The sequence below is a fragment of the Pseudomonas sp. 5Vm1k genome (assembly GCF_056161485.1).
Window position 1 is genome coordinate 309,265 of record NZ_JBSPCZ010000004.1, and the last position, 14,021, is coordinate 323,285.

Below are 14,021 nucleotides of genomic sequence, written 5' to 3' on the forward strand. Positions count from 1 at the left end.
GTTATTGGGGCGCAAGGCCTTGATTTTCCTGGCGGGCGACCTTCCTCGCGAACTTTAAAGACTGTGATTGGCGGATCTGGTTCCTGCACTTCGTCGCCGGGGACTGTCTGCGACAAATACGCACAGGGACTCAAGACTTTAGTCGTATGACCGATAAGTCATCCATACAGCAGTCTCAGCCCCGCACGGATGCGCTTTTCTCGGTAAATACCATGTCCCTTCGTAATATGAATATCGCGCCGCGGGCGTTCCTCGGATTTGCCTTGATTGGCGCTCTGATGCTGATCCTGGGCGTGTTTTCCCTGAATCAGATGAGCAAGATTCGTGCAGCCGGCGAAGACATCGCCAACGCCAGCGTACCCAGCATCAAAAGCCTCGACGAGTTCACTCAACTGACCCTGCGTCTGCGCGTGCTGTCCTATCGTTTGCTGATCAACCGCGAACCGGACGTGCAGCAGAAGACCATGGAGCTGTTCGAGCAGCGCAATCAGCAGATCCGCGACGCCCAACGAGCCTACGAACCGTTGATCGACGGCCCGCAGGAACGTGCGGCCTATGATCAATATGTGCAGTTGCTGGCCCAGTACCGTCAACTTGAAGACCGGATGAAGAGTCTGTCGCGCAACAATCAGGTGGATGAGCTGCGCACGATGCTCAACACCGAACTGCTGGCCAACTCTGAAGCGGTCAACAATGCACTCGGCAAGCTGCTGGAAATCAATACCCAGCAGTCCCAGGACTCCAATCAAAAAGCGACTGACCAGTACACCTCGGCTTTCGATCTGGTCGTAACCCTGCTGCTGATCGCCACCGGCCTGACCCTACTGTTCGCCTGGCTGCTGACCAATAGCATCACCAAGCCGATTGCCAACGCGTTGAGCGCCGCTGAAGAAATCGCCGAAGGCAACCTGACCCGCCCGATTACTGTCGATGGCGAAGATGAGGCGGGCCGCTTGCTGCTGGCCATGTCGAAGATGCAGGAAAAGCTGCGCGACACCCTGCAACGTATTTCCGGCTCGGCCACGCAATTGGCGTCCGCTGCTGAAGAGCTGAACAGCGTCACCGACGAAAGTGCTCGGGGCCTGACTCAGCAGAACAACGAAATCGAGCAGGCCGCCACCGCAGTCAACGAAATGACCAGCGCCGTGGAAGAAGTTGCCCGCAATGCGGTCAGCACGTCCGAAGCCTCGAAAAACGCCACCACCTCCGCCGGTGACGGCCGTGATCTGGTGCAGGAAACCGTCAGCGCCATCGAACGCATGAGCGCCGATGTGCAGAGCACCGCGACGCTGATCGGCGACCTGGCCAACGAATCCCGGGACATCGGCAAGGTGTTGGATGTGATTCGCGGCTTGGCAGACCAGACCAACCTGCTGGCCCTGAACGCAGCGATCGAAGCGGCCCGTGCCGGTGAAGCCGGGCGTGGTTTTGCGGTGGTGGCGGATGAGGTTCGTGCCTTGGCCCATCGTACCCAGCAATCCACCAGCGAAATCGAACGCATGATCGGCAGCATCCAGAGCGGCACCGAGCACGCCGTGGATTCGATGCGCAACAGCACCGAGCGCGCGGAATCGACCCTGAACATCGCCCGTGGCGCCGGCATGTCGCTGGACACGATCAACAGCGCGATTGTCGAGATCAACGAACGCAACCTGGTGATCGCCAGTGCGGCGGAAGAACAGGCGCAAGTGGCTCGCGAAGTGGACCGCAATCTGGTGAACATTCGTGATCTGTCGGTGCAATCGGCGACCGGGGCGAATCAGACCAGCGCGGCTAGCAGCGAGCTGTCGCGCCTGGCGCTGGACCTGAACAATATGGTTGGGCGATTTAGCCTGTAACCGCACGAGCGGCGCCAGCAGGTCTGACGTCTTCGCGAGCAAGCCCGCTCCCACATTGGGTCTGTGTCGTACACAAATCTTGTGAACAACACGATCAACTGTGGGAGCGGGCTTGCTCGCGAAGGTCCGAAGGACCAAAAGCTTTTTGACAGCATCACATTTCAACAGGTTAGAATCGCTGGCACGCAGACTGCATGGTCAGTTTGTGCCCGCCTTTCAGCTTTCTGGAGTATTGCCTTTGAATGCGACGACCATCAACAGCCTGTTCTTGATCGGCGCGTTGCTGGTAGGTGCGAGCATTCTGGTGAGTTCCCTTTCGTCCCGCCTCGGTATCCCGATTCTGGTGATTATCCTGGCCGTGGGCATGGCCGCTGGCGTCGACGGCGGCGGCATTATTTTCGATAACTACCCAACAGCCTATCTGGTCGGCAACCTTGCGTTGGCGGTGATCCTGCTCGACGGCGGTTTACGCACGAGGGTGGCGAGTTTCCGCGTGGCGTTATGGCCGGCGCTGTCGTTGGCCACGGTCGGGGTACTGATCACCACCGGGCTGACCGGCATGGCCGCAGCCTGGCTGTTCAACCTGAACATCATCCAGGGCCTGCTGATCGGCGCCATCGTCGGTTCCACTGACGCCGCGGCGGTGTTCTCGCTGTTGGGCGGCAAGGGCCTGAACGAGCGGGTGACCGCCAGTCTCGAAATCGAATCCGGCAGCAACGACCCGATGGCGGTGTTCCTCACCGTGACCCTGATCGACATGCTCGCCAGCGGCCAAACCGGTCTGCACTGGAGCTTGCTCGGGCACTTGGTGCGTGAGTTCGGTATCGGCGCCATCATCGGCCTGGGCGGCGGCTGGGTCATGTTGCAACTGGTCAACCGCATCAACCTGGCCAACGGCCTCTACCCGATCCTGGTGATTGCCGGCGGCCTGCTGGTGTTCGCCCTGACCAACGCCTTGCACGGCAGCGGTTTCCTCGCCGTTTACCTGTGCGGTTTGGTGATCGGCAACCGCCCGGTGCGCAGCCGTCACGGCATCCTGCACATGCTCGACGGCATGGCCTGGCTGGCGCAGATCGGCATGTTCCTTGTGCTGGGATTGCTGGTGACGCCGCATGACTTGCTGCCCATCGCCCTGCCCGCCCTGGGTTTGGCGCTGTGGATGATTCTGTTTGCCCGGCCACTGTCGGTGATGGTCGGTCTGTTGCCGTTCAAAGCGTTCCACGGTCGCGAAAAAGCCTTTATTTCCTGGGTCGGCCTGCGCGGTGCGGTACCGATCATTCTGGCGGTGTTCCCGCTGATGGCCGGTTTGCCGCACGCTCAACTCTATTTCAACCTCGCGTTCTTTATCGTGCTGGTGTCGCTGCTGGTGCAGGGCACGAGCCTGCCGTGGGTCGCCAAACTGTTGAAAGTCACCGTTCCGCCGGAGCCGGCGCCAATCTCCCGCTCGGCCCTGGAAGTGCACGTCACCAGCGAGTGGGAGCTGTTCGTTTATCGCCTCGGTGCCGAGAAATGGTGCATCGGCTCGCCCCTTCGCGAACTGAAAATGCCCGAAGGCACCCGGATCGCGGCATTGTTTCGTGGCCAGCAACTGCTCCATCCGTCGGGTAGTACGGTGCTTGAAGTCGACGATTTGCTCTGCGTGATCGGCCACGAACACAACCTGACGGCCCTCGGCAAACTGTTCAGCCAGGCACCGCAACGAGGCCTCGATCTGCGCTTCTTCGGCGACTTCGTACTCGAAGGAGACGCCCAGTTGGCTGCGGTTGCGGCGCTGTACGGGCTGAAAGTCGAAGGCATCGATCCAGACATGTCCCTGGCCCGCTTCATCGCCCAGAAAGTCGGCGGTGCGCCAGTCGTGGGCGACCAGGTGGAGTGGAACAACACCATTTGGACGGTTGCGGTCATGGAGGGGAACAAGATCGGCAAAGTGGGCGTCAGATTCCCCGAAGGAAGTCGCCCGGGTCCCGGCTTGTTCCTCTAAACTGCCATTCTTTTCACCTAGTTCCAGACCGGTATCTATGCCAACCCTGCGCTCTTTGTTCGCCATTGCCCTGCTGGGCCTGAGTCTCTCCATTGGTACGTTGCAAGCCGGCGAACCGCCGTCCAGTGAAGCTGTGCAGGGAAGCCTGGACAGGATCGCCGAGCGCAAACTGCCGGAAGCGGATCAGAAAGCCCTGCAGTCGATCCTGCAGAACACGCTGACTCAGCTCAACAACAAGCGTGATTACGATCAGAAACTGATCGATCTGAACCAGCAACTGGCCACCGCGCCCAAGCAGAACATCGAAAACCAGCGTGAACTGGCCCGGCTCAAGGCTACCAAGGTGGCGCCGATCGAGCAGCGGTACGCCAATCTGTCGGTCCCACAACTCGAACAGATGCTGACCGAGCGCTCCACTCAGCAAGGCGAGCTGCAAAAAGCGCTGGCCGACGCCAACAGCCTGATCATCACCGCCCAGACCCGCCCCGAACGCGCCCAGGCCGAGATCGCCAGCAGCCAGACGCGCATCCAGCAGATCAACAACATCCTCAAGGCCGGCAAAGATAACGGCAAGACCTTGAGCGTCGAGCAGCGTGACCAGCTCAATGCCGAACTCGCGGCGCTGAACGCCCTGATCCCGCTGCGCCGCCAGGAACTGGCCGGCAACAGTCAGTTGCAGGACCTGGGTAACAGCCAGCATGACGTGCTTTCGGAAAAAGTCGCGCGCCAGGATCAGGAAATCCAGGAGCTGCAAACCCTGATCAACCAGAAGCGCCTGGCCCATTCCCAAGAGACGGTGACGCAGCAATCCATCGAAGCGCAAAAGTCTGGCAGCAGCAGTTTGCTCGCCACCGAAAGCGCAGCGAACCTGAAGCTCTCTGATTACCTGCTGAAAAACACAGACCGCCTCAATTCCATCACCCAGCAGAACTTGCAGACCAAGCAGCAACTGGACAGCGTGACCCAGAGCGATTCGGCCCTGGACGAGCAGATCAACGTGCTCAAGGGCAGCCTGCTGCTTTCCAAGATTCTCTACAAACAGAAGCAGGCCCTGCCCCGCCTCAAGGTCGACCGTGACCTCGCGGACCAGATTGCCGATATTCGCCTGTATCAATTCGAAGTCAGCCAGCAACGGGAATTGCTCAGCAACCCGGCGAGCTATGTCGACAGCCTGTTGGCGACCCAGCCACCCGAGCAAGTCACCCCGCAACTGCGCAAGAGCCTGCTGGAGCTGGCCAACACCCGCGCCGAACTGCTGGAACGACTTAACCGTGAACTGAGCGCGGTGCTCAACCAGTCCATCACTCTGCAACTGAACCAGAAACAACTGCTCAGCACCGCGCAAAGCCTGAGGTCCACGCTGGACGAACAGATGTTCTGGATCCCCAGCAACAAGCCGCTGGACCTGGAATGGATGCACGGCGTGCCGGAGCGTCTGCAACGCCAGGTCACCACGCTGCCCTGGACGTCGAGCCTGAGCGAGTTGAGCGATGGCTTGATCCAGCGGCCGCTGCTGTTCCTGCCCCTGGTGTTGCTGATCGGTGCGCTGCTATGGCGGCGCAAGAGTCTGTATGCGCGCCTGAACAAGGTTCACCAGGACATCGGTCACTTCAAACGTGACAGCCAGTGGCACACGCCTCAGGCGATTCTGATCAATATCCTGCTGGCGATGCCGGTCGCGCTGGGCCTGGCCTTGTGCGGCCTGGCCTTGCAGATCGACGCCCGTGGGCAGAACGCCAATATGGGCGCGGCCCTGATACAAATGGGCCAGGCCTGGCTGGTGTTCTACACCGCCTACCGGATCCTCGCGCCGGGTGGCGTGGCCGAACTGCATTTCCGTTGGGAAAAACCCCAGGTCGAGTTCCTGCAAGGCTGGGTTCGTCGTCTCGGATTGGTAGTGATGGCCTTGGTTGCCGTAGTGGCGGTTGCGGAACTGCAACCGGCGGCACTGGCCGATGACGTGCTCGGCATGCCGGTGGTACTGACCTGCTATGCCTTGATGGCCTGGTTGCTCAGTCGCCTGCTGATCAGCAGCCCGACCCATGAAAGCGCTTCGCTGTTCCGCAAGGCCGTGGGGATCATGTTCACAGTGCTGCCCGTCGCGTTATTCGTGGCCGTGTGCTTTGGCTACTACTACACCGCGCTGAAACTCAGCGACCGGTTGATCAACACGTTGTACCTGCTGATGTTCTGGCTAGTGATCGAAGCCACGTTCGTGCGCGGCTTGAGCGTTGCGGCACGACGCCTGGCCTACCAGCGTGCCCTGGCCAAACGCCAGGCGGCCAAAGAGGCCGGCGATGGCGAAGCGGTGATCGAAGAACCAACCCTGGACATCGAGAAGGTCAACGAACAATCCTTGCGTCTGATCCGTCTGGCACTGCTCGGCGGTTTCATCGCGGCGCTGTACTGGGTGTGGTCGGACCTGATTTCGGTGTTCTCGTACCTGGACAACGTCACCCTCTACGAATACACCAGCGGCACCGGCGCCAACATGAGCATGGTGCCGATCAGCATCGGCGACATGCTCGGCGCGCTGATCATCATCGGCATCACCTTCGCCCTCGCGCGCAACTTGCCCGGTTTGCTGGAAGTGTTGGTGCTGTCCAAGCTGAATCTGGCCCAGGGCAGCGCCTACGCGACGACCACGCTGTTGTCCTACGTGATCGCCGGCGTCGGTTTCGTCTCGACCCTGTCCACCCTCGGCGTGAGCTGGGACAAGTTGCAATGGCTGGTGGCGGCGCTCTCGGTGGGGTTGGGCTTCGGGATGCAGGAAATCTTTGCCAACTTCATCTCCGGCATCATGATCCTGTTCGAACGCCCGGTACGGATCGGTGACACCATCACCATCGGCAACCTGTCGGGCACGGTAAGCAAGATCCGCATCCGCGCCACGACCATTACCGACTTCGACCGCAAGGACATCATCGTCCCGAACAAGACGTTCATCACCGGGCAACTGATCAACTGGTCCCTGACCGACACCATCACCCGCGTGACCCTCAAGCTCGGCGTCGATTACGGCTCGGACCTGGACCTGGTCAAATCCCTGTTGCTGCAAGCCGCACGGGATAACCCGCGAGTGCTCAAGGAACCCGAGCCCCACGTCTACTTCCTGAACTTCGGCGAAAGCACCCTCGACCACGAGTTGCGCATGCACGTGCGCGATCTCGGCGACCGCAACCCGGTGCTCGATGAGGTCAACCGCTTCATCAACCACGAGTTCAAGAAGCAGCACATCAACATCTCGTTCCGGCAGATGGAGGTTTACCTGAAGAACCTGCACGGCCAGGAATACAAGTTGGTGCCGGTCGAGGAAGAGAACAAAACCATCATCACCCGCGAAGCCCCCAACGAAGTCCTCCGCGACGACCCGATGCAAGAGCCGCCCGAGACCAAACTCGACTAACCGCCTTATCCCTAGCAGAATGCTCGGACATTCTGCTGGAGATGGCCGTTGAAAGCCCTCGACGAACTGACCTTCGACAATCGCTTCGCCCGCCTGGGCGACGCGTTCTCAACCCATGTGCTGCCCGAGCCCATTGCCGCGCCGCGACTGGTGGTCGCCAGCCCCGCCGCCATGGCGCTGCTGGACCTGGACCCGGCCGTGGCCGAGACGCCGGTGTTCGCCGAGCTGTTCGGCGGCCACAAGCTCTGGGCCGAAGCCGAACCGCGCGCGATGGTCTATTCCGGGCATCAATTCGGCTCCTACAACCCGCAGTTGGGCGACGGTCGCGGCTTGTTGCTGGGTGAGGTCTACAACGAGGCCGGCGAGCATTGGGATTTACACCTCAAGGGCGCCGGCCAGACACCTTACTCACGCATGGGCGATGGACGGGCGGTCCTGCGCTCCTCGATCCGCGAGTTTCTCGCCTCCGAAGCACTGAATGCCTTGAACATCCCGACTACGCGCGCCCTGTGCGTGATTGGCTCCGACACGCCGGTGTGGCGCGAGAAACAGGAACGCGCGGCCATGGTCCTGCGCCTGTCGCCCAGCCATGTGCGTTTCGGGCATTTCGAATATTTCTATTACACCAAGCGCCCCGAGCAGCAAAAAGCACTCGGCGAGCACGTGTTGGCCATGCACTTCCCGGAATGCCTGGAACAGCCGGAACCGTACCTCGCGATGTTCCGCGAAATCGTCGAGCGCAACGCCGAGCTGATCGCCAAATGGCAGGCTTATGGTTTCTGCCACGGGGTGATGAACACCGACAACATGTCGATCCTTGGTATCACCTTCGACTTCGGGCCATTCGCCTTCCTCGATGACTTCGACGCCAATTTCATCTGCAACCACTCCGACGATCAGGGCCGTTACTCCTTCAGCAACCAGGTGCCTATCGGCCAGTGGAACCTCAGCGCCCTGGCCCAGGCCCTGACGCCGTTCATTAGCGTCGAAGCCCTACGCGAAACCCTCGGCCTGTATCTGCCGCTGTACCAGGCTCACTATCTGGACCTGATGCGCCGCCGCCTCGGCCTGACCACCGCCGAAGACGATGACCAGAAACTGCTGGAGCGCTTGCTGCAATTGATGCAGAACAGTGGCGTTGATTACACGCTGTTCTTCCGCCGCCTCGGGGACGAATCACCCGAACTGGCCGTCGCCCGGCTGCGCGATGACTTCGTCGACATCAAGGGCTTCGATGCCTGGGGCGAGTTGTATATCGCCCGGGTTGCCCGTGAAGGCGCGGTTGATCAGGATCAGCGTCGTGTGCGGATGCATGCCGTTAATCCGCTGTACATCCTGCGTAACTATCTGGCGCAGAAGGCTATCGATGCAGCGGAGAGTGGCGACTATGCGGAGGTTCGTCGCCTGCACGCCGTGCTAAGCAATCCGTTCGAAGAACAATCCGGGATGGAGAGCTACGCCGAGCGGCCGCCGGAATGGGGCAAGCATCTGGAGATCAGTTGCTCGTCATGAGGTCCGTCAGGTAACCGCTTACTAATGAACAGGGACGTTCCATGCATTACCAACAGCATCTCAGCGTCGGCGAACTGATCGAAATACTCAGAAAGCAGGAAAAAAACCTGCCTTTCTGTGTCTATGGCGCGCAGGACTCCAGCAGCATCACCTTGCAGACCTTGTGCGTGATCGACGCCTTTCCCCAGATCACCGACAACGACGAAGAAATTTACCCGGACTTTGTCGTCCGCCAGGGTCTTGAGTTCTGGTTCAGCGACGAGCTACTGGAAGATGTGGTGATGAGTGCGCTGCACCACAAACCTTCGGTGACGGCCCCCGAGTTGCTGGAAGCGATCGGGTATTACGCCGAGCACGATTGCTTCATGAATTTCGACTGATCCCCTTTCAGAAAACCCGTGAAATTTCACGACAAGGACGTTCCCATGCCTTTCTGTAACACCCCGCAGCAGGATGAGGTATTGGTGTGATCAGCAAAAGTGACATTGAAGGGCTGCTGGTCCTCGGATTTGGAATGCTCGTGCTCTACAAGGTGACTCCCATTGCCTGGGCGTATTTTTCCTTGGCCCTAACGACCCGACGCGTGATCAGGAACGCTGTGCCGGTTCGTCAGCTCAGCGACGACGAAAGGGCCGCGCTCGCATTTCTTGGAGGTCCCGCCAGGTTTTTTGTTGATTGGGTCGGGGTCACGCAACTGCCGCTGCACAAGCTGGCCACCGCGCAAGGCATGAAAGCCGCGGTTTATCAACTGCGCGGACCGTTAGGCGGATGGGGCTATCAGATGCACCCAGGGAGCGAGGTGCATTACGCGATACAAGGTGCAGAAGTATTTATGCCGCTGGATGACATTACCGCCTGCACGACCAACGACAACATTGTCGAGGTCGTGTTCTGCAAGAAAATCGGGGTCATCCTCACCTGCAATGACCAGTACTCCATTGTCGACACCAGCGCTAAATGGCAGACATTGTTGCAATCACGAAAGGACGGCACGTCGTCGTGATGAGCCCCTCTGGCAAAAAGGACTTCGTCGCCCACGAACCGGACTCGATCATGCCCTCACTCATGACCTGGTCGGTCAAGGTGCAAACCCGGCCGGCCGGAGCATGGGATATCGCCATGGCGTTGCTGGTGCTGCCTGGAATCGCCGCCCTGGCCAACGGCCTGTATGAAGATCACTTCGGCCCACCCGCCCATGGGGCAAAATCCGTGCTGTTCAGCAGCAGCTTTGGCGTGGTCTGGCTGCTGATCATGGGCTACATGTGGCTCATGGTGGTTCGCCGCAAGACTGTCCATCACTACGGCATCCACCCCCGTAATGGCTGGCACCTGCATTTATTGGCCGTCCCACAACATGGCGGCCTGATCCTCGATCTGCTGCGGACCGGCGTCCCGCTACTGAGCCTCGTTCTGGTACTCGGCAACCCGCCGCTGGCCTGGTTACTTGCTCCGCCCGTTGCAGCGATCCTGTTGGGCCCACGTTCCTGGCTAGGGCTGGACATCGACACGCACACGCAGATCTCGGCGCCCTGGAATTCGTATCAACAAGTGCTGATCGACCGCCAAAACAACCGGGTTGTCGCCAGCCAATCGGACCTCGATGATGGGTTCGAGGTGTATCTGCCGGAGCACCTGCTGGACAGCTACCTCAACACCCTGGGGTCGTTGCTGGCAGACGATGTGCTGTTCGTGCACAACCGCTGACATCGCAACCAGCCCGGAACTCATTGCCGGGCAGAGTGCGCCAGCCATCCTGCTGAATATCCAGGGCAACTTGAAATGCGCCCATGCGCCACCACTTACCCTACTCCTTATCGATTTTTGCGGAGCTGCGCGCATGTCCGAGCCACTGCTGATTCCCTGCCCCCACTGCAACGGCCTCAATCGCATCCCCGCCGAGCGCCTCAACGACCATCCGAAATGCGGGCGCTGCAAGGCTGAGGTGCTGCTGAGCAAACCCTTCGAATTGAAACAAGGCGATTACGCCAGCCAGATCAAGGGCGATCTGCCGTTGTTGGTGGACGTTTGGGCGGACTGGTGCGGGCCGTGCAAGTCGTTTGCGCCAGTGTTCGAGCAGGCAGCGACGCAGTTGGCGGGCAAGTGTCGGTTGGCGAAACTGGACAGCGAGGCGAATCAGCAATTGTCGGCGCAACTGGGGATTCGCTCGATTCCGAGTTTGATCCTGTTCAAAAACGGTCGGGAAGTGGCCCGCCAGAGCGGGGCGTTTCCGTTACCGCAGTTGATGAGTTGGTTGCGTAGCCAGGGGATCTGAAGCCACCCCGAATCAAAACTGTGGGAGCGAGCCTGCTCGCGAAGAGAGAGTGTCAGTCAATGTTGATGTTGACTGACACACCGCATTCGCGAGCAGGCTCGCTCCCACAGTGGTTTTGCACTGGCTGCAGAATCAGGCGTTCTCTAGCAGGCTGTGCAACTCAACAAACTGCTGGGTCAGTTTGTGTCGCGGATCAAGATGGATCAGCGGCGTGTTGGCCTGGTGGGACTCACGCATCCGCACCGAACTGCCCAAGTACACCGGCAACACCGGCAAACCTTCGGCAATCAGCTCGTCGAGGATTTGCTGCGGCAAACTCGCTCTAGCCTGGAACTGATTGACCACGATGCCTTCGACTTCCAGCCCTTCGTTGTGGTCTTCCTTCAACTCTTCTATTTCCGCCAGCAGGCCATACAACGCCTGACGGGAGAAACTGTCGCAGTCGAAAGGGATAAGCACACGATCAGCGGCAATCAACGCCGACACCGCATAGAAGTTCAACGCCGGCGGGGTATCGAGGTAGATCCGGTCGTAGTCTTCGCTCAACTCATCGAGCAGTTTGCGCAGCTTGTTGATCTTGTGTTTAGCCTCAAGCTTGGGCTGCAAATCGGCCAGTTCAGCGGTGGCGGTGATGACGTGGAGGTTGTCGAACGGGGTTTCGTAGATATCGACCTGGTTTTTCTTCGAAAACGGCCCGGAAGACAGGGTCTGCTTGAAAAAATCGGCAATTCCCATGGGGATGTCATTGCCGGTCAGGCCGGTGAGGTACTGAGTGGAGTTGGCCTGGGCATCGAGATCCACCAACAGAGTGCGATAACCCTCGCTGGCACTGACCGCTGCCAGATTGCAGGCGATGCTGGACTTACCCACACCACCTTTCTGATTGAACACCACGCGCCGCATGTCAAAACCTCCGTGTATCAAAGAATGACCGAGTGTAGTAGTCCACAGCGTCGCTTAGCTACCTCGCGGGCACACGGACTACGCAGTCAGGCGCAATCTCCTGATGAAAAAGCCGCGAACTCATCCGTTAAACGCAGACTGAGCCGACAGACTTGCCCGCTGCAAAGTAGATAATGGCCATACGACAGCTTTTCGCGGACCAAACGGTTCATTTTATTGCGCAAAATGTAACCAGCATTTGCTACACACCCGCCGCACCGGGATAATGCGCGCCTCTCGGCGTTAAGCGCCACGTAAGGTTGGGCGCAGATTTTGTGACTCACCGCGTCAAGGAAAGCCCGCAGGGGCGGGATGAATCTTTGTGATCAACTTCAACATCGCCCAATGGCGCGCATGGGCCCCTGGGCTCGAAAGCGTGGACGATTGGCAGGCCTGGAGCCGACAACCGGTCGCGCTCCCATGCAGCGATGCCGCCCCCGACGTGTCTTTTTTGCCGGCCATGCAGCGCCGGCGACTCAGCCGCCTGGCGCGGATGGCCTTCAGTGTCGGCTGGCCGTTGGCCGATGGTCGGCTGGACCTACCGTTGGTCTTTATTTCCCGCCACGGCGAAACCCCGCGCACCTTCGATATTCTCAGCGATCTGGCGGCCGACCAGCCGCTGTCGCCGACCCAATTCAGCCTTTCGGTACACAATGCAGTCATCGGCCTGTGGTCCATCATGCGCGGCGAAACCAGCGAGATGACGGCCCTCGCCGCCGCTGGCGATGGCCTTGAACACGGCATGCTTGAAGCTGCGGCGCTGCTTTCGGAAGGTGCGCCCGCCGTGCTGCTGGTGGTCACCGAAGAACAACCGCCAGAGGCCTACTCGACCTGGATCGACGATGTGCCGTTCCCTTATGCGGTCGGTCTGTTGCTGACCCCCGGCAACGACTGGCAGTTGTCCCTGAACAGCAACCCGGATGAGCTGTCCAAAGCTCACTGGCCCCATGCCTTGAATCTATTGCGTAACCTGCTCGGCCAGCAGTCAACCTGCCAACATGCCTGGAAAAATCGTGTATGGACCTGGCAACGCAACCAGTAGCCGATAAAAACCGCGACGCCTATTACTGGCGCCTGCTGGCCACCGCCGCGAGTTTCACCCTGTTCGGGTTGGGCGGGCTGTGCCTGCGATTGCTGGTTTTCCCGCTGCTCGGCTGCCTGCCCGGCGATGCTCAGGCCCATCGGCTGCGGGCGCGGAAAATCGTCAGTCGCTGCTTCTGGTTTTTTGTCCGGTTCATGGCCCGCACCGGCGTGCTGACCTACGACATTCAAGGCGCGGAAAAACTCGGGCGCCCGGGGCAGATGATCATCGCCAATCACCCATCGTTGATCGACGTGGTGTTTTTGATTGGCCTGATGCCGCACACCAACTGCGTAGTCAAAAAGAGTCTGTGGGAGAACCCGTTCACCCGAGGCCCATTGCGCCGCACCGAATACATCAGCAACGACGGCAGCATGGACATGCTCGACGCCGCGGCTGACGCGCTAAAAAGCGGCCAGACCTTGATCATTTTCCCTGAAGGCACGCGCACCCAACCCGGCCAGCCACCGGCCTTTCATCGGGGTGGCGCGGCCATTGCCCTGCGGGGTGCGAAAATCCTCACCCCGGTGATTATCAAGGTCAGCCCGAGCACATTGACCAAGGCAGAACCCTGGTATCGGATCCCAAAATGCCGCGTGCACTTCAGTTTCCGTGTGGGGGCCGATATAGACCCACAGGCCTTCGCTGCACTGGGTCCTGCGCCGCAGGCTTCGCGCAAGCTCAACGATTACTTGCATCACTACTTTATTAAGGAGCTCGCCGAAGATGAGCGATCTGCACCGTGAGATAAAACTGCTGATCATCGACGCCCTGGGCCTCGAAGACATTAGCGTTGACGACATTGGCGACGACCAGACCCTGTTCGGCGAAGGCCTGGGCCTGGATTCGGTCGACGCCCTGGAGCTTGGCCTGGCAATCCAGAAAAAGTACGGCATCAAGATCGATGCCGACGCCAAGGACACCCGTAATCACTTCACCAACGTGGCGAGCCTTGCGGCGTTCGTCACTGCAAAACAGGCAGCTTGAGA

Annotated in this window: 12 protein-coding genes and 1 pseudogene; 12 read left to right on the forward strand and 1 reads right to left on the reverse strand. The window is 59.7% G+C overall.

The window, feature by feature from the left end; all coding sequences use genetic code 11:
- Positions 1 to 227: 227 nt before the first annotated feature.
- The 9 genes and pseudogenes from ACWIKB_RS10500 to trxC all read left to right on the forward strand — a co-directional run.
- Positions 228 to 983, forward strand: a pseudogene (locus ACWIKB_RS10500) (MCP four helix bundle domain-containing protein); the annotation flags it as partial.
- On the forward strand, positions 975 to 1,838 hold the full coding sequence (locus tag ACWIKB_RS10505; RefSeq protein ID WP_438657443.1) for a methyl-accepting chemotaxis protein: 864 nt from the start codon (positions 975 to 977) through the stop codon (positions 1,836 to 1,838). The pseudogene ACWIKB_RS10500 and the gene ACWIKB_RS10505, both read left to right, overlap by 9 nt.
- A 238-nt stretch (positions 1,839 to 2,076) precedes the next feature.
- Positions 2,077 to 3,819: a potassium/proton antiporter gene (locus ACWIKB_RS10510; RefSeq protein ID WP_475266625.1), complete on the forward strand. Its 1,743-nt coding sequence runs from the start codon at positions 2,077 to 2,079 to the stop codon at positions 3,817 to 3,819.
- A 37-nt stretch (positions 3,820 to 3,856) separates the two neighbouring features.
- On the forward strand, positions 3,857 to 7,225 hold the full coding sequence (gene mscK / locus ACWIKB_RS10515; protein ID WP_475266626.1) for a mechanosensitive channel MscK: 3,369 nt from the start codon (positions 3,857 to 3,859) through the stop codon (positions 7,223 to 7,225).
- Between the two features lie 48 nt (positions 7,226 to 7,273).
- Positions 7,274 to 8,737, forward strand: coding sequence for a protein adenylyltransferase SelO (gene selO, locus ACWIKB_RS10520; protein ID WP_475266627.1), 1,464 nt, complete (start codon positions 7,274 to 7,276; stop codon positions 8,735 to 8,737).
- 41 nt (positions 8,738 to 8,778) lie between these two features.
- A complete protein-coding gene (locus tag ACWIKB_RS10525) occupies positions 8,779 to 9,117 on the forward strand; it encodes a DUF7716 domain-containing protein (protein WP_475266628.1) in 339 nt (112 codons plus the stop codon).
- Between the two features lie 86 nt (positions 9,118 to 9,203).
- Positions 9,204 to 9,740, forward strand: a complete 537-nt coding sequence (locus ACWIKB_RS10530) for a hypothetical protein (RefSeq protein ID WP_475266630.1) — start codon at positions 9,204 to 9,206, stop codon at positions 9,738 to 9,740.
- On the forward strand, positions 9,737 to 10,441 hold the full coding sequence (locus tag ACWIKB_RS10535) for a hypothetical protein (protein WP_475266632.1): 705 nt from the start codon (positions 9,737 to 9,739) through the stop codon (positions 10,439 to 10,441). The genes ACWIKB_RS10530 and ACWIKB_RS10535 overlap by 4 nt, the downstream gene beginning before the upstream one ends.
- A 133-nt stretch (positions 10,442 to 10,574) precedes the next feature.
- On the forward strand, positions 10,575 to 11,009 hold the full coding sequence (trxC, locus tag ACWIKB_RS10540; protein ID WP_475266633.1) for a thioredoxin TrxC: 435 nt from the start codon (positions 10,575 to 10,577) through the stop codon (positions 11,007 to 11,009).
- A 132-nt stretch (positions 11,010 to 11,141) separates the two neighbouring features.
- On the opposite strand, the gene ACWIKB_RS10545 is transcribed toward trxC, so the two are convergent.
- A complete protein-coding gene (locus tag ACWIKB_RS10545; protein ID WP_475266635.1) occupies positions 11,142 to 11,912 on the reverse strand; it encodes a ParA family protein in 771 nt (256 codons plus the stop codon).
- A gap of 355 nt (positions 11,913 to 12,267) precedes the next feature.
- Between ACWIKB_RS10545 and ACWIKB_RS10550 the strand changes: the two genes are divergently transcribed.
- The 3 genes from ACWIKB_RS10550 to ACWIKB_RS10560 are packed head-to-tail and all read left to right on the forward strand — an operon-like array spanning position 12,268 to position 14,019.
- A complete protein-coding gene (locus ACWIKB_RS10550; protein ID WP_475266860.1) occupies positions 12,268 to 12,993 on the forward strand; it encodes a beta-ketoacyl synthase chain length factor in 726 nt (241 codons plus the stop codon).
- Positions 12,969 to 13,778 carry a lysophospholipid acyltransferase family protein gene (locus ACWIKB_RS10555; RefSeq protein WP_475266637.1) on the forward strand — a complete coding sequence of 270 codons (810 nt, stop codon included), beginning with the start codon at positions 12,969 to 12,971 and terminating at the stop codon, positions 13,776 to 13,778. Before ACWIKB_RS10550 ends, ACWIKB_RS10555 begins: the two co-directional genes overlap by 25 nt.
- The gene (locus ACWIKB_RS10560; protein ID WP_085711082.1) at positions 13,759 to 14,019 is read left to right on the forward strand and encodes a phosphopantetheine-binding protein; all 261 of its coding nucleotides are present in this window, start codon (positions 13,759 to 13,761) and stop codon (positions 14,017 to 14,019) included. The genes ACWIKB_RS10555 and ACWIKB_RS10560 overlap by 20 nt, the downstream gene beginning before the upstream one ends.
- Positions 14,020 to 14,021 lie beyond the last annotated feature (2 nt).